The organism is Treponema vincentii, assembly GCF_018336815.1.
In the GTDB taxonomy this organism is placed as follows: domain Bacteria; phylum Spirochaetota; class Spirochaetia; order Treponematales; family Treponemataceae; genus Treponema.
The window spans coordinates 1172991-1192051 of sequence record NZ_CP050497.1 but is presented as its reverse complement, the minus strand read 5'-3'; the positions used below and the strand labels follow the sequence as shown (position 1 = coordinate 1192051).

Below are 19061 nucleotides of genomic sequence, written 5' to 3'. Positions count from 1 at the left end.
ATCGGCGCTTTGTAAAAAAATCGATTGGTAAAAGGAGGAACGGTATGTACGAAGAGTTGGAAAAAACATTGGACACCTATGTACGTCCGTTGCTGCGGACACACGGCGGCGATATGCAGGTAGTGGATTTTACGGACGGTGTTGTTAAATTTAAATTACACGGGCATTGTGCCGGCTGTCCCGCTGCCGACTTCACGACGGAGAATCTTATCCAATCGGAGTTGATGGAACACATGCCCGAAGTAAAGCGAGCCGTTTTGATAAATGAAGTGAGTCAGAGTTTATTGGATGAGGCTCGGTCTATTTTGAAACAGCGCCATGGCGGATAAGATTCCAATCGGTGTGCGCTATTGCGGCGGATGTAACAACCGGTACGACCGTGTTGCCGTTATTCGCCGCCTTGAAACGCTTGTGCCGGAGGTTGAGTTCGTAACGGTACAGCCGGGAACTCCCTATCCGGCCGCGCTTATCGTTGCAGGCTGTCCGACCGATTGTGCAAAGCGGAATGATATTTCCGTACCGGCAGGCCGCTTGTTTAAAATCGGCGGCTGGGAAGACCTTTTACCGGCGCGGGATTTTATTAAAAAAGCATGCGAGGAAGCGCGTGCAAAACAAGAGGCGCGTTCGTTCACCCATGAACAGGTGTTGGAAATACTGCCGCAACGGCCGCCGATGCTGTTTATCGACACGGTATCGTCGCTTGTTCCCGGTAAGGAAGTTAAGGCGTCCTTCTCCGTTACGCCTGAGCTGAGTTTGTTAAAAGGGCACTTCCCCGATAATCCGATATTTCCGGGTGTGTGCGCCGTAGAAGCGATTGCTCAGGCGGCGGACATTTTGTTGTTAACACTCGATCGATATGCCGGAAAAACACCGCTTTTTATGGGAATTAAAAAAGCAAACTTCCGCAAGAAAATTCTTTTAGGCAATACGCTCGAAATCTATAGTACGCTTTTGGAAGAACGGGCGGAATTAGGCTGGATTACGTGCCGCGGCCAAATTTTTTCGGACGGTGATTTAGCCGCCGATGCCGAAGTAACTCTTGCCATGCGGTAAGGGAACGGATGTTTTTAAAGAAATACTCGGGAATCGCAGTTTCCGAGCAGTCTTAACGGGTTTTGAAATACGTTTGTGTAGCGCACGAACGTATTTCAAAACATAAAAAATGTATGGAAAGGAGTATCGTATGTCTGATTGGAAGAAGTATTATCAGGAGCATTTGACGACTGCTGCAGAGGCTGTCAAGCACATTAAGTCGGGTAACCGCGTTGTAATCGGTCATGCCTGCGGCGAGCCTGCTCATTTGGTGAATGCGATGGTGGATAACGCTGCGGCATATAAAAATGTCGAAATCGTTCACATGGTTGCAATGGGCGGCGGTAAGTATTGCCAGCCGGAATATGCCGAAAACTTCCGGCACAATGCGCTGTTTGTCGGCGGCAGTACGCGTGAGGCAGTTGCTGCAGGACGTGCGGATTATACACCGTGCTTCTTTTTTGAAATTCCCCGGCTGTTCAGAACAACCTTACCGGTCGATGTTGCGATGGTAACCGTCAGCCCGCCTGATGAGAACGGTATGTGTTCGCTCGGCGTATCCGTCGATTACACACAGGAAGCGGTAAAACAGGCAAAAACCGTTATCGCGCAGGTCAATAAGGAAATGCCGTGGACAGGCCCGAACAGTCTCGTTTCGGTACAAGACCTCGACTTTATTGTCGAACACAATGAACCGTTGATTGAATTGCCGCCACCCAAGATCGGCGATATAGAAAGAGCAATCGGAGAGCATTGCGCCTCGCTTATTCCCGACGGAGCGACCCTCCAGCTCGGTATCGGCGCTATTCCCGACGCCGTTCTGTTGTTCCTTAAAGGTAAAAAAGATTTGGGTATCCACTCCGAAATGTTCTCGGACGGCGTAGTCGAACTTGCAGAAGCGGGTGTTATTACCAACAAGAAAAAGACGCTGCATCCCGGGAAGTTTATCGTCAACTTCTTGATGGGTACCAAAAGACTGTATGATTTTGTCAATCATAATCCCGATGTCGATATGCGTCCGGTCGACTATGTGAATAACCCGTTCATCGTTGCACAGAACGATTATTTGGTTTCGATTAACTCCTGCGTACAGGTAGATTTGATGGGACAGGTCGCTTCCGAAACCATCGGACTTAAGCAGTTCTCCGGCGTCGGCGGACAGGTTGACTTTGTGCGCGGCGCATCCGCAAGCAAGGGCGGTGTTTCGATTATGGCAATGCCGGCAACGGTAAAGGGCAAGATTTCGAAGATCGTTCCGCTGTTGGATGAAGGCGCTGCCGTTACTACAAGCCGCAATGATGTGGACTATGTCGTTACCGAATACGGCATTGCCGCGCTGAAAGGCTTGACATTAAAGCAGCGTGCGCATAATCTGATTGCAATTGCGCATCCCGACTTCCGCGACGAATTAAAAGCTGAATTCGAAAAACGCTTTAACTGCAAATACTAAAAGGCTTTTGCGTTATACAACCGGTAGCCGTGTCCGTACTGATAAAAACGGCATATAATGCCGGAGTGCATAGCCCGCGTTAGGGATTGAAGGGGCGCCGTTGTAATTTTTCAAAATTACAACGGCGGTACATAAAACGGCGCCAATGTGCCGTTTTATACTAGACCTATTCGATAACTGCGTTGTCGAATAGGTCGCCGAGTTCTAAATCGTACAAATAGCACGATGTAGAACATCGCATTTCAAGGTAACCTGTTCAGAAACGGAGGTTTCCGAACAGGTTTAATGCAACCCCGAAAAGCCCGACGGCCGGTCAAAATGTTTCGGATGCGGATATTTTGACCGACCGGAACGCCCAATATAATTAAAAATGGATTGGAGATGGAAATGACAAATCTTGAAAAATATGACCGCATTTTTTTACAAAATTTTCCGGTGAAACAAGAGGATTTACCCGGATTAAAGTACCGCGGTTTGAAAGAATGGGATTCGGTTGGGCACATGGACTTGGTAGGCCTTATCGAAGAAACGTTCGGAATTAATTTAAGTACGCTGGATGTTTTGGAATTTTCAACTTACGAGAAAGGCAAAACGATTCTGGCGAAATACGGTGTAGAGATTTAAGTGTCTGCCATAGCGATTTCGGTGTGGACGGAGCCTCTGGCCGAAAGCAACTGCTATATTATATACGAACATAAAGAAAGACACGGGAACGAGGTCGCTCTCTGCGTGGTGATTGATCCGAACGATCCTGCGGGGCCGCTTTCGGTGCTGGAGCAAAAAGGCTTACGGCCTGAATGGATACTTTTAACGCATGAGCACTGCGACCATACGGCCGGTTTGGAGCCGATGCGGATGCGCTTTCCCGATGCGCAGGTAATGGCGAGCGAGAAGTGTAATATTGGGATGCAGAATGCGCGGCTTAATATGTCGCGGATGATGGAGGTGTATCTCACTTTTTTCGGCAAGTCGGGCGTGTCTTATACCCCGTTTGTGTGCCGCCCTGCGGATAAAACATATAACGAAGCCTGTACGCTGGACTGGCGCGGGCATACGTTCCGCTTTGTGCCGTTGCCCGGGCACACCGCAGGCAGCGTCGGTATTTTTCTTGATGACGATATCTTTTTTTCGGGCGATTATTTGTTGCCGGGCAGGGAAGTGATTTTGCGGCTTCCCGGCGGCAGTGAAAAAGACTATCGTGAAATTACGGAACCCTTCTTAGCAACATTACCTGTCGGTATTCATATTTATCCCGGCCACGGCAAGGATTATAACTATCATGACCATAGATAAATTTATACAGCTGAAACCGTATTCATTGACGCATCAAGAAAAAGCGGCGGCATACACCGAGCTGCTGACGGAACAGACGACGTTTCACCGTAGCCATTGCGAGCCGTATGGACGGTTATTAAAAGCCTTAGGAATTCCGGAGAACGCTGTTTTTTCTACGGAGACGGCGCCGATACTGCCGGTATCGGTTTTTAAGGAGCTTTCACTCAAGAGTGTTCCCGAAGAAGCGATTTTTAAAACGCTCACTTCATCGGGAACGACCGGCCAGCGTGTTTCGCAGATTTATTTGGATGCGGAAACGGCGGCAAATCAGCAGCAGGTGCTGTACCGGATTATTGCCGATTTTGTCGGTGAAAATAGAATTCCCTATCTGGTATTCGATACGAAAAAAACACTGCGGGATAGGAAGATGTTTTCGGCACGGGGAGCCGGTATTTTGGGCTTTTCCTTGTTGGCGTCCCGTACCTGTTACGCACTTGACGAAAATATGGAGCTGGATATTCCGGCTGTTCGGAATTTTCTTGCCGAACATGAGGGGGAGCCGGTACTCGCCTTCGGTTTTACCTTTATCATTTATAAACACGTAATCCGTGTTCTTGAAGAAAAAAAGATACGCTTCGATATTCCGAACGGGATACTGATACACGGCGGCGGTTGGAAGAACCTCATTAACGAGGCTGTTTCTCCGGAAGAGTTTAAAGCACGGATAACCGCTGCAACCGGCATTGCGCGCATCAGCAACTATTACGGTATGGCGGAACAAACGGGCTGTATTTATATGGAATGTCCTGCAGGGCATCTGCACGCAAGCATTTGGTCTGACGTGCTTTTCAGGCGGGCAAAGGATTTCAGTATTTGCGGCGTCGGGGAGCAGGGGATTGTACAGGTACTGTCGCCGCTGCCCGGCTCTTACCCGGGGCATTCGCTGTTGACTGAGGATACCGGCGTGCTATTGGGAGAGGATGACTGTCCCTGCGGGCGGCTCGGTAAGTATTTTTCCATTACCGGACGTATCCCGCGCGCGGAGGTAAGGGGTTGCAGCGATACGTATGAGCAGCCCTAGACATAAAAACCAAAAGAAAACCCAAAATCGCTGCCGTTTTACCTTTTAAGCACCTTATATAGGAGTATACCGACGGCAAGTAAAAACACACCTGCGATATCTAATCCCCGCAGTATCCAAACGGGAATAACGGCTGCCGGAAGATACAGCCCTCCAAGCAGCAAAAAAATACTGATGATAATAAAGATAAGTCCGCATATTTTTGATCCGGTTCCGCTCATTCTTACGCTCCTTCTTGCCACGATGTAGCGTCATTATGGGCTTGCGTCATGCGGTAATAGAGCCCGTGCGCTTTGATCAGTTCATCATGGGTGCCCTGCTCTTTGAGTTCTCCGTCATCAATGACAAAAATACGGTCTGCTTCGCGGACGGTTTCCAGCCGGTGAGCAATAACCAGTGTGGTCTTTCCGCGGCATAATTCACTCAAGGCTTTCTGTATTGCCTGCTCGTTATCGGCATCGATACTCGCGGTCGCTTCATCCAAGATGATGAGCGGCGCGTCTTTGAGAATACTCCGTGCAATCGAAATACGCTGGGCTTCTCCGCCCGAAAGAGAGGCGCCGCCTTCACCGATAACGGTATCGAATCCGTACGGAAGCTGCATGATAAAGTCATAACACTGCGCTTTTTTTGCCGCTTCGATCACCGCTTCTCTATCCGCATGAGGACGCCCCATCGCGATGTTATTTGCAATCGTGTCCTCAAACAGATAAACCCGCTGAAACACCATACTGATATGATCCATTAACACCGGCAGCGGAAGCTCTTTGATGTTTTTTCCCCGTAAGAGGATTTCGCCCTTCGATATATCCCAGAACCGTGCCAGTATATTCATAATCGTGCTTTTTCCGCCGCCGGACTGCCCGACAAAGGCTGCCATCTGCCCTTGTTCGATACTGAACGACAGATTATGCAGCACTTCTTTATCCCCGTAGTCAAACGACACATTTTTGAATGTTATTTCCGTATCGGCTGTTTGCGGCAAAGACTCGGTTCCCGTATCCTCAAGTTCCCGTTCGTTAAACACTTCGTTCACACGATTCAGCGCAGCTTGCATGATCGCCAGAATGCCGGTCTTTTGATAGAGCTGTCTAAGCGGCGTAAAAAGATTGAAGGCAAACAGCATACAGCCGACAAATACGGTGCTTGACAGGGCGCCGTGTTGAAACAACCAAATATTGAGGGCAAGTATTGCGGTCATACCGAGACTGTAAATAATCAGTAGTGTTCGCTCCTTGGGGGAATATTCTTCTTCAAAAGACAAGCTCGCTTCTTTCATGCGCTCAAAGCTGGCTCTGATATCTTCCGCACCCGCTCCGGTGAGGTTATAGCTTTTAATTACGCCGAGCCCTTCCGTGTATTCCAACACGGCGCCGGTCAATGCTTCGATGCTTTTTTGGCGCAGCTTTGAATTACGGGCGGAAAGCCGGATCATCGGCTGCGCGAAAAGAATTGCCGTAAGCTCCGTCGCAAGGGCAACAGCTCCGAACAGCGGATGCAGCGCAAAGAGAAACCCCGTCAAAATAATCTGCGCCGCGATGCTGCTTGTAACCTCCGAAACAGCCGCCATCGCCTGCTCCTCGATAAAGACCATATCGGCCGACAACACCGAACTGATTTTTCCGATATTCCCCGCAGTAAAGTATCCCATCGGCAGCCGGCGCAGATGCCGCCCAAGCTCAAGCCGCTTTTCCGCAAAGACCTTATATCCCGCTCCCGCTTGCAGCCGGTCTGCGATATTTTGACAGATTGCCTGAATAGCCAGCAAAAGCAGCATGACCGCTGCCGCATAGACAGCCGTTTTAACTTCTGCTTCACCTTTGATAAGCATGTCGATAAGTTTTACGGCAACCATCAGCGGCGCATTTGCCGCAACCGCTTTTAAAAAAGTAAACAGATATGCCAATCGGATTTTCCGGGCATACGTGCCGGTAAATACGAGTAACTGATGAACCATCGCAATCATAGAGAGCTTCCTTCTTCGGCTCCGCATCGGCGCCCCAACGTTTTATAATTTTATAACACAAAGCTCGGACAATTACTATTCTTTCAGTAAATCCATCAAGCCGGTATTTATAAACAGATTGTCTTTTCCAACCTTTATACAGGTAAGAATACCGATAGCTTCCAGTTGATGTAGGTAACGGGAGGCAGCTTTCCGTTCTACCCTCAACGTTTTTACAATGAACTCAGTTTTGCAATAGGGATTTTCAAAAAGGGTTTCTACCAGTTCTTTGGAATAAATTTTCGGAGCTTCCGATTTTACTTTTTCGATTGTGCTATCTAAAAGTTCCTTTATCGCTTTTACCTTCTCAATTGTTTCTACAGCGGTTTCTTCTATTCCTTTAAGGATAAAAACAATCCATTTTTCCCACGCTTCTTCCGTACGGACTTTTTGCAAAAGTTCGTAGTATTGTTCTTTATTTTTGATGATATATGAACTTAAATAGAGAATTGGGAGATCAAGATGATGCTTTAAAATCAAATAAAGGATATTTACAATTCTTCCGGTTCGTCCATTCCCATCATAAAAAGGATGGATGCTTTCAAACTGATGGTGAAGTATTGCAAGTTTTGTCAGAGAATCATCATCGTTGTTTAAATACTCAGTAAAGTTTTTTAAGAGTCCGTCAATTTCTTCTTTTGTCTGCGGCGGAATATAGACAACTTCATTCGTACGGTCATTCATCAGCTTTGTGCCGGGTACAGTTCTGATTCCCGCATTATTTTGAACAAGCTGTTTTTGAATGTTTATGATATCATTTATAGAAATAAAATGATGTTTTTTTAGTTCTGCAAAACCTGCGTATAAGGCCTCTCTGTAGAACATAACCTCTTTTGTAGCAGAATCAACTTTTTTTACCGTTTCGGAAAGAGCTTTATAGAGCTCATCTTTTGTGGTAATGATATTTTCAATCTCTGAACTGTCTTGAGATTCTTGTAGCACAACGGCATTAATAAGAATAAACTGATTAGGAATCACCTGTGCAATACCTTTAAGCTCGGCAAGCGCTTTAGACGCTTTGCTTTCTGCTTTGAGGATAGTAATTGTTTCGGTCTTTTTAGGATCAACCGGCAATTTTTGCAATTCCGACATGTCCCAATTATAGTCTTTTTTGGGACATGTGATCAAGATGTGTACCAAATATTAAAAAAATGGTACATATCAATTCGTTCTTGCGCCGTTTTCACGGTAGCCGGGGATGTCTCAAAAGTTGGTTAGTTTTTGGACAGCCCCTAGGGTTACTCCCCTCTTACTTCCCCCGTACCGTCCAGTCTGCGGTCTCTTCAGAGATACGCCAGAGGTTTTGGTATTCCGGGCTGGTTTTAATAAGCTCCGCATGACAGCCGGAAGCGGCGATACGTCCGTCTTTGAGCACAATAATGCGATTGGCGTTCATAATGGACTTCATTTTATGAGCGATGACGATAATGGTTTTATCCCGCACGATTTCGGATATTGCCTGATTCATCTTTTGCTCGTTTTCGGGATCGATAAAGGCGGTTGCCTCATCCAAAATGACAATCGGCGCATCTTTGAGTATTGCCCGTGCAAAGGCAATCCGCTGCCGCTGCCCGCCTGAAAGTTTACTGCCTGCTTCCCCTGCAAGCGTTGCGTACCCGTCCGGCAGTTCACGGATAAACTCATCCGCCTGCGCTTTTTTTGCGGCGGCAATAACCTCATCGTCGGTGGCGCTTTTTTTTCCGATACGGATATTGTCGGCAATGCTCTTGTTGAATAGAAACACATCCTGAGAAACATACGCAATCTGTTCATTGAGCGCTTCTAAGCTCATTTCACGGATATTCTGTCCGCCGATTAACACCTCGCCGCCCGAAACATCGTAATAATGCACCAAGAGCTTTGCCGCCGTGCTTTTCCCGCTGCCGCTCGCCCCGACTAAGGCGGTCATCTGCCGCTCTTGCGCCGTAAAGGAGACGTCTTTCAGAACTTCCAAATCCTTGTATGCAAACCGGACATTACGGAACTCGATGTCGTGCCCCGTGCCGGAAAACGGCGCTGTTCCCGTTTTCAGTTCGGGGTAATCAAATGCTTTTTCCAAGGCCTGAATTTTATAACTTGCTTGCGGTACGGCGCCGATAAAACTCATGCAGCGGAGCAGGAGCGGCGCAATTCCGAAAGAAAGACAAATTATCAAAATATAGCGGGTAAGGGTCAGCTGACCGAGTAAGATAAGCAGGGTGCCGAACGGCAAGCTGTATAGTAAGATGTTTGAAAACAAGCTGCCGTATAAAGCCATCCACGGAAATGAAACCTTGTACCACGACAGGGCAAAATCGCGGTACGCAGTAACGGAAGAAGCGAACCGTTCGCCGAATTCATCCTGCCGGTTAAACACGCGGACAACTTCCATACCGTTTACATATTCGATAATGGTATTGTTCAGCCGCTTTGCTGCGGCAAAGTAACTGCCCATCTGGTCGATACCGACCCGGTACATCTGCCCCGAAACGCTAATACCCAGCGCAATGACGACGCAGGTAACCAGAGCAAGCTGCCAGTCGATCACGAGGAGGAACACAAGCGCAAACACGGCAACGGTAAGATTAGCAATTCCTTCGGGGATCATGTGCGCCAAAAGGAGTTCTATCGATTCAATGTCATCGATGAACAGCTTTTTTATTGCTCCGCTGCCCATCTCCCTTATTTTCCCGAGCGGCTTACGCTCCAAGTTTTCCTGCAAAAAGCGGCGTATGTTTTCCAGCGTGTTGTAAGCTGCACGGTGCGAAAGCTGAAAGCCGTACATGTACAGAACAGCATACACAATTTCCGCCAGTAGGATACCTGCAAGCATTTTCCCGCTTCCGGCTAAGGTCGGAACCGAACCGTTTAAGACCTGCTCAAGGATGGTGTATACCAAAAGATACGGGATAATACTCGCCGCTGCTCCGAGTGTCATACAGAGCGCTGCCTTGTATATCGTACGGCGGTGTGCTCCGGCGTACTGCAAAATCTTGCCGATGGAGCTTTGTTTGTCCCGCTTTCGGCTCGTATTTTCATCGCTGCCTTGTAAAAAATACGCCGAAACCCGTTCAATGCCTGCTTGATTCAACGGATAGAAGGCTAAGACCCTGCCGTTTTCGATATGGAGGATGTGCGTGCAGCAGCGCATAATCAATTCGGGGTCATGGGTAATAACGAGCGAAAGGGCGGCGCTTGTCTGCAGTTCGCGTAATAGAGAGCCGAAGCGTTCCATACCGCGGCGGTCAAGTCCGCTGGTGGGTTCATCAAAAATGAGGAGGTCTTTTTTTGCGCAGAGTGCGGAAGCAATCGCTGTCCGCTGTTTTTGACCACCCGATAATGAGGCCGGGTGCCGGTCTTTCAGTTCGAGGATTCCGAGCCGCGCCAATACGGCTTCGGCATCCGCTGCGGAAGCGCCGGTGTTCATCATCACTTCTTCCAGCACACTGTCGGCGAAGAGTTGCCGGTTGACATCCTGCATCACCATAAAACTGCGTTTGCTGCGCTCCTCGGCCGTCAGATACGCGCCGCCGACTGCGATGCTCCCGTTTGAAGGAATCAGCCCCGCGAGCGCTTGCGCAAAAGTGCTTTTGCCCGATCCGTTATCACCGATGAGCGCTACAATCGAATGTTCGGGCAGCGCGAGCCGCTCTATATCGAGCACACGGGTAGAGCCGTAGCCGCAGGTTACATCGAGCGCTTCAAGCGCGGGCTTTGACACGGGTTGGGTTTCAGGCAGCGTACTGCTCTTGACCGGCGTTTCTTGCGCCGCATCCTCTTTCCGTGCAAGCGCGGCGAGGAACTGCATATCGGTGAGGCGCAAGCCCAGCGTGGTTAAATCGGATTCGCTGAGCGCTTTCATTTCGTCCCGTGTAAAAATACGCTCGATCCTTCCGCCGCGCATATAGATAAAGCGGTCTGCTACATCCATCAGGTAATAGAGCCGATGCTCTGCAATAACGACAGTCTTTCCCGCTGCTTTGATTTTTACCAGCATCCGGTGCAGCCGCTGAATTGCCCGTTTATCCAAATTAGAGGACGGCTCATCCAGCACGAACACACGGGGATCGGCGGTATAGCAGGAGGCGCAGGCAATTTGCTGCTTTTCTCCTCCCGACAGTTCAAAAATATCCCTGTCCATCAAATTATCGAGCTGCAAGTCGCGTTTTGTTTTTTCGAGGCGCTGTTGAATCTGCTCCCTTGGGATGCCGAGATTTTCGCAGCCGAATACAAGCTCGCCGGTGGTGTCAAGGTTAAAGAATTGGCTCTTTGGATTTTGAAAAACGCTTCCGGTGAGCGCTGCAATATCGGATAAGTTTTCCGTGTTTACACACACATCGCCGATCATCACGGAACCGCTCATCTCGCCTTCATAAAAATGAGGAGCAAGCCCGTTTATCAGCCGTGTAACGGTAGTCTTGCCGCAGCCCGACTCGCCGCATAATACGACAAATTCGCCGTCTTTTATGGTAAGGTCTATTTCGGATACGCCGTCTCCGGTACCGTGTTCTCCGCTGTAGGAAAAAAGAGACGTTTTTAAAATTGATCACACTATTACTCTCCGATAGTATTAGAGATTTTGTATACTATAACTATAATACGGATAGACAAAGATGTATATGTGTAATGAGGAAGATTTAATTTCAGTAAACATAGTCTTAATTGTAGGCGATCGACGGCAAACAAATATCTTTGCAGAACGGCTACGAGCGCACGAATCTGCGGGATTTTAAAGTCTATTTTTTTTTGAAAAAATATGATAAACTATTTGCAGTCTGAATAATGCAGGAGATAGGGAATGTCCGTTACAGCATCTAAACTTGCACAAATGATGAAAACACTCACAGAAGAAGATTATAGCGCCGTGATAAAATATGTTGAATTTCTTATCAGCTCTCGTAAACAAACTACAAAAGCGACTATTCAGCAAATACAGGAAATGTTTACTGATAATAAAGGATGGAATTCTGAAGAAGAAATGCTATCGGATATGGCGGCTTTCCGTCGTTCGCGGTTAGTATAAATGCGAATCTTTTTAGACACGAATGTCCTTATTTCCGCAGGTTAAGCGATGCTCTTTTTCATAATGCGGATATTATTCTAACCGGCGATAAGGATTTTCTTGAATCTGATGTAGAAAAACCTTTAATATTTTCTCCTACAATGCTATATGATTATTTAACAAATGAGGGATAATGACCACTTTACGGTCTCCAACTCAAATCTTTTTCATTTTATACTGCATCATCAGAGGCAGCGTTTTCCCTTCTCAACTGAATTCTCGGATTACCATACAGGGCAACCGCATTATAAATATTTTTAGTGGTTGCTTCCTTCTGTGCGAAATTTTATTCGTGCGTACGAGGGTTTAATACCCCGACGCTTGCGTCGTAACAAAGGGTATTAAAGCCGACTGCAACCACCTTATGAGAACATACAATGCGAAACATTGAGCATTGTACCCCGACGCTTGCGTCGGGGTTGTTGATTTAAAATTTCACACATTTTTCCGAGAAAAGGGTAAACGCATCAGGCAGAATAGAGAAAAATCGCAAAAAAATTGAGACTGTGAGACCATTTGAACCATCTTCAACTGTTGTACATCCGTGTACCTCTCAACCGATGTACGTCCATGTACATCGGTTGAGGACAAGTTTTGTTCCAAAACTTGTTTCTGACCTATCCCACGCCCATCCTTGGGCGCATTGAAGGCGAGTTTTGGCTCAATACCGCCATGGACGGCGGGCGGATAGATCAGAAACGACGTTTCACAAAAATTTTATTTTTGTGAAACTCGCAAGGTAATTTGCAACAGGGACGTTGCAAATTACCGTAACATCGCTGTACTGACAGGAAGTCAGTGGTTCCAAACAGTATCGAGTTTTTCATCAGAAAAACTCGAAGCTAAAAAATGTACAGGGATGTACATTTTTTAGCGATGCCATCCTTGGCAGTTCTGGTCGAATAGTCTCAATTTTTTTCGCGGGGATGTTAAAAAAATAGCCTGATGCGTTTACCCCGAATTACCCTATCGTTTTCCATTGACACATCCTCTTCTTTGTCATACAATGCTAACAAAGTTATCAAGAACAAGAAAGATGCTCTAAAAGCTTAAAGTTAGTTTTTGAGGGCGACTACTACGGATATGGCAAGCGGAACATACGAAGCAACCCACACAAGAATTTTAGAAAGCGGCAAAAAGATGTTTTTGCGGAATGGTTATGAACGTACAAACCTGCGGGATTTGTGTGGTGAGGCGGGCGTAACGACCGGTGCGTTTTACCGTCATTTTAAGGACAAAGAAGCGCTCTTTTCGGCTTTGGTGGAGCCTGCCGTCAAGAGTATTCACGATACATACGAGACCGCTGCGGATGAGTGCTTTCATTGCCTGAGTATGGGAAACACGGAAGACATTTGGGCAATTTCGGCAGAGACGATAGAAGCATTTGTCCGCATCATTTACTCGCATTTTGATGAGTTCAAACTCCTTTTGTGCTGCGCGGATGGCACACCGTATATCAATTTTACCGACCGGCTTGTCGAACGGGAACTACAAGACACACACCGTATGTACGAATTTTTGGATAAAAAGCATATCAAATACAACCGGATTGATGGAAAAAAGCTGCACATGCTGATCCATTCTTACTTTTCTTGTATTTTTGAAACGGTTTTGCATGATTACACGCAGGATGAAGCGCTTGAAGTTGTGCATACCCTTGCCGAATTTTTTTCTGCCGGCTGGCGGAAGGTTTTACAAGTCTAATATATTTTTTTTAAATAAAAGATAACAAAGTGTGCTATCTATGTTATCAAAAAAGAGGCTCTAAAAAATACAGGGTTTAGGGTGCTCAATATTTTAATGGAGGTTTGCGTATGCAAAGCAATAAGTTGTCGGCGAAGGATCTGATAAATGTCGGAATCTATACGGCGATGTATCTGGTTATTTTTTTTGTTGTCGGGATGATAAATGCAATTCCGGTTCTGTATCCGTTTTTGTATGTGATTGTGCCGATTGCGACGGGGATCCCGTTTATGCTGTTTTTGACAAAGGCGGATAAGTTCGGGATGGTCTTTATTATGAGCGTTATTTTAGGGATATTTTGGTATCTGATGGGATACACGTATCTTCCGATTATCGGCTATTGCGTGATGGGGGTGATTGCCGACCTTGTGCTAAAGGCGGGCAAATACAAGAGTTTTAAGGCGAGTGTGCTTGGCTACTGGCTTTTCTCTTGCGCGATGATAAGCTGTCAGGCGCCGATGTGGCTTTTTGCCGCAACGTATATGGAACAGGTGCGGCGCTCAATGGGTGATCAATACGTTGAGGGGCTGCAAAAGTTTATGCCGCCGTGGATGGGATTGGCGGCAATCGGTATTCTGTTTGTTTCTTCACTGCTCGGCGCGCTGCTTGGCAGACGGATGTTGAAAAAGCATTTTGAAAGAGCCGGTATTGTATAGGCGCGTATAGGTGCCGCCGGTGCTGCATGGGGTGGGATAAAGGTTCGCTGAGAATCATTGAGATAATGGCCATATACTAGACCTGTTCGATAACTTCGTTGTCGAACAGGTCGACGAGTTCTAAATCGCACAAATAGCACGATTTAGAACATCGCATTTCAAGGTAACCTGTTCAGAAACGGAAATTTCCGAACAGGTTTACTGGATAAAGGAACAGATATTAGATAAGGATTACATAATGGACGATTACGAGCCGTATAGACCGCCGCGGGTGAAGGGGGTGCACCTCGATCCCCGCACCAAGGTGCTGTTTATGTTTTTTCTTGCAACGCTGATATTCTTTGTGGAAGAGCAGAGTATGCTGAATATGGTGATTGTGCTTATTCCCATTAGCCTGCTTTTTCTGAACCGCCAATACCGGCCGGCGCTGATTTACGGAGGGCTTTTTGCGCTGGCGGCTGCGGTCAAGCTGTCGAACATGGCGGGGGCGCTTCCGTACCTTGCGGCGATGCTGTGGGGGCTTTTAAGCGAGCTGATTTTCCGGTTTTTTCCGGTGTTTATGTTCGGCTACTATATTATCGAATCGACAAAACCGAATGAGTTTATCGCAGCGATGAGCCGGTGGCATGTGCCTGATGCGCTGATCATTCCCATATCCGTTGTCTTCCGGTTTATCCCTACGTTGGGAGAAGAAAACCGTTCAATCAGCAGCGCGATGCGGATGCGGGAAATCGGGTTCGGTACGCCTCGGTTTTGGCGGAACCCTGCGATGATGTTGGAGTACCGGCTGATTCCGCTGATGATGTCGATTGCGAAAATCGGTGAGGAGTTATCGGCGGCGGCTTTGACGCGGGGCTTAGGGGGATTGAAAAAGCGGACATGCCTTGTTGAGCTGCACTTTGGCATATACGATGCGGGCATTGCCGTTATCGCGGCTGCGCTGCTTGTCTGTACGGTGTTACGCATTGGGGGATGATTGGGGAACACCATGGATTAGAGGATGATAAGATGATTGAGTTAAAAAATGTAACTTTTACCTATCATAACGCGGAGCGGAGCGCGGGAGTGTACGGCATCGACTTACAAGTCCCGGCGGGACAGGTGGTGTTATTGTGCGGACTGTCGGGCTGCGGTAAGACGACGATTACCCGCCTGATTAACGGGCTTGTTCCGGCGTATTATGCGGGGATGCTGGAAGGACAGGTGCTTATCGACGGGAAGGATTCGGCGTCCGTAACGCTGTATGAGCTTTCGCAAAAAGTCGGGTCGGTGTTTCAAAATCCGCGCTCTCAGTTTTTCAGTTTGGATTCCACGAGTGAAATCGCTTTCGGCTGCGAAAATACCGGCGTTCCGCGGGAAGAAATGTACCGCCGCATCGGACAGGTAAGCAGAGACCTTGATATGGCTGACCTTTTGGATAGAAACCTGTTTGCTCTTTCCGGCGGAGAAAAGCAAAAAATAGCGTGTGCTTCTGCGGCGGCGATGCAGCCTGCCATATTCGTCTTGGATGAGCCTTCTTCCAACCTTGATCTCCGCTCTATTGCCAATTTGAAGGCGGTAATACGGAAATGGAAGGAGCAGGGAAAGACGGTCGTTATTGCCGAGCACCGCCTGTACTATCTGATGGAGATAGCCGACCGCGTGATCTATATGGAAAACGGGCGGATTATCAAGGATTTTCCGATAGCGGAATTTCTGAAGGTAGATACGGCAGCGCTGCACCGGAAAGGTTTGCGTTCGCAAAAAGCGATGGAATACACTCCCGGATGTATCCGTGCATGTCAAACCGGAGGAATCCTTGAAGGAACCTTTGAATGTGCCCCCGCCGGAAAGTCTCCGGCATTTGACTGTGCCTCTGTCGAAAGCTCTCTGGCATCCGAATGTGCTTCCGCCGAAAAGCCGCCGGTATTTGAGCGGTATGTTACGTTTTCCGGTCTTGCGTTCTCCTATGGGAAAAAGCGCGTTCTCGATATACCGGAGCTGAAGGTTCCTTCCGGTGCGGTTACGGGTGTGCTTGGGTTTAACGGTGCAGGAAAATCGACCTTGGCGCGGGTTATCTGCGGGCTTGAAAAACGGGCGAAGGGGGTGTTGAACGATAACGGAAAATCCTACACGGCAAAGGCGCGGCTGAAAAAGTCCTATATGGTGATGCAGGATGTCAACCATCAACTTTTTACGGAAAGCGTTATCGAAGAAGTTTTGTTGAGTATGGATGTAAATAACGTAAGCGGCGAAGCGGCACGGCAAAAAGCGATGGGCATCTCTAAAAACTCGGTTAGATTTTTAGAGATGTCCGACGAGTTTTTCGATAAGTCTTTTAACTGTTATGACTTAGCGAAAAACATCGCAAATAAATCTAAGGAAAACCTCTTAAAAACTGAAGTTTTTAGAGGTTCCCCGATAGATATTTTGGAAGCGATGAATCTTTCGGAATTTAAGGAAGTGCATCCGATGGCGTTATCGGGCGGACAAAAGCAGCGTCTTGCCGTCGCAAGCGCGATTGCTGCCGATAAGGAGTTCCTTATTTTTGACGAGCCGACCAGCGGCCTTGACTACGCACACATGCGGGAAGTTGCGGGAAGCATCACACGCCTCGCCCGCGCAGGCAAAACCGTGTTCATCATCAGCCATGATCCTGAGTTAATTACTTCCTGTTGTAATTATCTCATTTTTATGGATGGCGGAAAGTTGGTGTGGAGCGGCGGCTGGTCGGAGACAATCACGGAAAAGGTGAAGGCGTTTTTTGAGGGGAGGTAGCGGGGAGAGTAAGCAGCAAGCTTAACTTAAAACGCTGCTCATTAAACGGTATTTGCTGTTTATAGCCTTTAAGTCGATTCCGGTACATTCTATCGAAAGCAGGAACACGGAAATCAACGTAATCATAAATCAGTACTTCTTCTTTTCCTGCAAAATTTCTGTGCAATCGGCCGCAGTATTGCGCAAGCGTCCCCTTCCAGCTGAACGGCATTGCAAGCATAAGCGTATCGAGCCGAGGATTGTCAATTGATCTTTTCCTGTGCGGTACTGTTCCGAGTAACAAGTACATGCGATGGATGATAGACATCTGCTGTTACCGATTCCGACATCGTCTGGGCCATTATTTGTAGGTTGTATTCAACCGCAGCAGCATCTTTATTTTTTGTGCTTTCTTCGGCGACTTTTTCTTCAAGGACAAGCCGAATATCTTCATGAGTCGTTGCAAAAGAATGTAGTAACTCTATAAGCTCATCATGAGAGAGGGTTTCTAAATATGACAAAACAGCGGATGATCTATCGGACATTAATAAATGCTCTATTAAAGCCGGTTGAGTTCCAATAATCGAAACCGGAAAATTTCATCTGAACAATTAAGGCGATCCAAACTCCATACGACAGTATAAAACGTGCGCTGTTCCACAAAGTCATACCACATTTTCCATCAGCTCCTCCCTCCTACAGCAGCATAGAACGCAATGCCTACAAACAGCAGTATAATGATGTAGTCCGGAAAACGCATCTTTACCGCTTCGTATGATGTCCGTTTCCGTTCCGCATCAAGACCGCGTGCAAGGGAAGCGGAGGCGAGCTCATCCATAACGGAGATACAGCTGAAAAGGAGCGGTATCAATATGTACTCGATTGTTTTAAAAGGCGCCCGTATCACCGCACCCGGTTCAAGGGATATGCCTCTAAATGCCATAGCCTTCCGCACGCCGTCCCATTCTTCCTGCACTGTCGGGATAAACCTGAGCATTACGGATAGGGGGATAATAACAAAGAGCGGAAGGTGCAGAGCCGACAATGCCGCGATGAGTTGACTGATGCGCGTTGTTTTAATTAAAAATGAAAGAGAGAGGAGCAAGGGAAAACCGTACCGGCACATCATAATAAGTGCGACAAGAATTCCGGTTAGCGCGGGAGCGCCTGTGCCGGAGGTGATGATGCGGTAGCGCAGATATTCCATACAGGCCATGAGAGCGCCGCATTTGAGTGCAAACCATTTTTCCCCGCACAAGGCTAATAGCGCGCACATCGCTGCGCAGTACATCCACAACGCACATTCATTATAGGAAAAGGTACTGACAGCGATACCTGCACAAAATAAAAGCAGCTTTGTCCGCGGGTCAAGCTTTAAAAGCCCGCTCCCGCTTCCATACAGCCCGAACGCCATTTATACGGCTCCGGCTTTTTCAAAATGCTTTTTAACCAAATTTTTTGCGATAAGTGCGCCGCCGATTCCCCCTACAATAGCACAGCCCAGTATGGCGAACCATATTTTTCCGTGAAATGCCATGTTTGCAAACGACTGTGCATAAGCGGCGCCGCTGTATTTTTCCGAAAGCATCATAAATTTATCGTAATCGGTGAGCAGCATTAGCGTCGGAGCCGCCATATTGAGGTTGAAAAAAACAAATGACAGCAGATACATCTTGCGGGATTGATACTTACCTAAGAACAGAATCAGCTCTGCGATAAGCGCCGCCGCCAGCGAAAAGATGACTGCATACAAACTTTGCGTACAAGCGATCAGCGTAAAAAATGCACCGAATATCAACGCAGCGCCGAACTTATGCACTTTAAGCACGCACAGCATATACACCGTACCGCAAATCAACCCAACCGTCAGCGGCGCCATAAAATACAGCACGGGAGAAATGGCGGAAGAACCCATGACGATAATCAGCATCAGTACAATGTAGAGTGCACCGAATGCCCCTGCATAAATAAAATCCTTTGTCCGCATCTTTTTATCGGATTGTGTCGTTGAATCCATCGTAGTTAAACTCCTTACGTTTGGA

The 19061-nt window shown here is 47.5% G+C and carries 19 protein-coding genes; 11 read left to right on the top strand and 8 right to left on the bottom strand.

Annotated elements, in window-relative coordinates; translation table 11 throughout:
- Positions 1–44: 44 nt before the first annotated feature.
- From GWP40_RS05495 to GWP40_RS05470, 6 genes are all read left to right on the top strand, one after another.
- Positions 45–329, top strand: coding sequence for a NifU family protein (locus GWP40_RS05495; protein WP_212566385.1), 285 nt, complete (start codon positions 45–47; stop codon positions 327–329).
- Entirely contained in the window at positions 319–1053 is a 735-nt protein-coding gene (locus GWP40_RS05490; RefSeq protein WP_212566384.1) for a 3-hydroxyacyl-ACP dehydratase FabZ family protein, read from the top strand. Before GWP40_RS05495 ends, GWP40_RS05490 begins: the two co-directional genes overlap by 11 nt.
- Positions 1054–1183: 130 nt before the next feature.
- Positions 1184–2482, top strand: a complete 1299-nt coding sequence (locus tag GWP40_RS05485) for an acetyl-CoA hydrolase/transferase family protein (RefSeq protein WP_212566383.1) — start codon at positions 1184–1186, stop codon at positions 2480–2482.
- A gap of 387 nt (positions 2483–2869) precedes the next feature.
- Positions 2870–3106, top strand: a complete 237-nt coding sequence (locus GWP40_RS05480) for an acyl carrier protein (RefSeq protein WP_016523806.1) — start codon at positions 2870–2872, stop codon at positions 3104–3106.
- Positions 3107–3775 (top strand): MBL fold metallo-hydrolase, encoded by a 669-nt coding sequence (locus GWP40_RS05475; protein ID WP_212566382.1) that lies wholly within the window; start codon positions 3107–3109, stop codon positions 3773–3775.
- Positions 3762–4838 (top strand): LuxE/PaaK family acyltransferase, encoded by a 1077-nt coding sequence (locus tag GWP40_RS05470; RefSeq protein WP_212566381.1) that lies wholly within the window; start codon positions 3762–3764, stop codon positions 4836–4838. Before GWP40_RS05475 ends, GWP40_RS05470 begins: the two co-directional genes overlap by 14 nt.
- A 38-nt stretch (positions 4839–4876) precedes the next feature.
- On the opposite strand, the gene GWP40_RS05465 is transcribed toward GWP40_RS05470, so the two are convergent.
- The 4 genes from GWP40_RS05465 to GWP40_RS05450 form a co-directional block, all read right to left on the bottom strand.
- Complete coding sequence (locus tag GWP40_RS05465; RefSeq protein WP_212566380.1) at positions 4877–5059, bottom strand: hypothetical protein; 183 nt, start codon at positions 5057–5059, stop codon at positions 4877–4879.
- A gap of 2 nt (positions 5060–5061) precedes the next feature.
- On the bottom strand, positions 5062–6804 hold the full coding sequence (locus tag GWP40_RS05460) for an ABC transporter ATP-binding protein (RefSeq protein WP_212566379.1): 1743 nt from the start codon (positions 6802–6804) through the stop codon (positions 5062–5064).
- A gap of 75 nt (positions 6805–6879) precedes the next feature.
- A complete protein-coding gene (locus GWP40_RS05455) occupies positions 6880–7935 on the bottom strand; it encodes a Fic family protein (RefSeq protein WP_212566378.1) in 1056 nt (351 codons plus the stop codon).
- A 157-nt stretch (positions 7936–8092) separates the two neighbouring features.
- Positions 8093–11290: an energy-coupling factor transporter ATPase gene (locus GWP40_RS05450; protein WP_230974662.1), complete on the bottom strand. Its 3198-nt coding sequence runs from the start codon at positions 11288–11290 to the stop codon at positions 8093–8095.
- Positions 11291–11620: 330 nt separating this feature from the next.
- Here GWP40_RS05450 and GWP40_RS05445 point away from each other — a divergent pair, with 330 nt between their 5' ends.
- The 5 genes from GWP40_RS05445 (at position 11621) to GWP40_RS05425 (ending at position 17040) form a co-directional block, all read left to right on the top strand.
- A complete protein-coding gene (locus tag GWP40_RS05445) occupies positions 11621–11845 on the top strand; it encodes a hypothetical protein (protein WP_212566377.1) in 225 nt (74 codons plus the stop codon).
- A 1122-nt stretch (positions 11846–12967) separates the two neighbouring features.
- Entirely contained in the window at positions 12968–13588 is a 621-nt protein-coding gene (locus tag GWP40_RS05440; protein ID WP_212566376.1) for a TetR/AcrR family transcriptional regulator, read from the top strand.
- A 110-nt stretch (positions 13589–13698) separates the two neighbouring features.
- Positions 13699–14283, top strand: a complete 585-nt coding sequence (locus GWP40_RS05435) for an MptD family putative ECF transporter S component (RefSeq protein WP_212566375.1) — start codon at positions 13699–13701, stop codon at positions 14281–14283.
- Between the two features lie 238 nt (positions 14284–14521).
- Complete coding sequence (locus GWP40_RS05430; RefSeq protein ID WP_212566374.1) at positions 14522–15259, top strand: energy-coupling factor transporter transmembrane component T; 738 nt, start codon at positions 14522–14524, stop codon at positions 15257–15259.
- A 32-nt stretch (positions 15260–15291) separates the two neighbouring features.
- Positions 15292–17040, top strand: coding sequence for an ABC transporter ATP-binding protein (locus GWP40_RS05425; protein WP_212566373.1), 1749 nt, complete (start codon positions 15292–15294; stop codon positions 17038–17040).
- Here the strand turns inward: GWP40_RS05425 and GWP40_RS12730 are convergent.
- The 4 genes from GWP40_RS12730 to GWP40_RS05405 form a co-directional block, all read right to left on the bottom strand.
- Complete coding sequence (locus GWP40_RS12730) at positions 17003–17260, bottom strand: hypothetical protein (protein WP_230974628.1); 258 nt, start codon at positions 17258–17260, stop codon at positions 17003–17005. The two genes, GWP40_RS05425 and GWP40_RS12730, sit on opposite strands and share 38 nt — an antisense overlap.
- A 22-nt stretch (positions 17261–17282) precedes the next feature.
- A complete protein-coding gene (locus tag GWP40_RS05415; protein ID WP_212566372.1) occupies positions 17283–17564 on the bottom strand; it encodes a hypothetical protein in 282 nt (93 codons plus the stop codon).
- A gap of 137 nt (positions 17565–17701) precedes the next feature.
- Positions 17702–18433, bottom strand: coding sequence for an energy-coupling factor transporter transmembrane component T (locus GWP40_RS05410; protein ID WP_212566371.1), 732 nt, complete (start codon positions 18431–18433; stop codon positions 17702–17704).
- Entirely contained in the window at positions 18434–19036 is a 603-nt protein-coding gene (locus tag GWP40_RS05405; protein ID WP_212566370.1) for an MptD family putative ECF transporter S component, read from the bottom strand.
- Between the last annotated feature and the right edge of the window lie 25 nt (positions 19037–19061).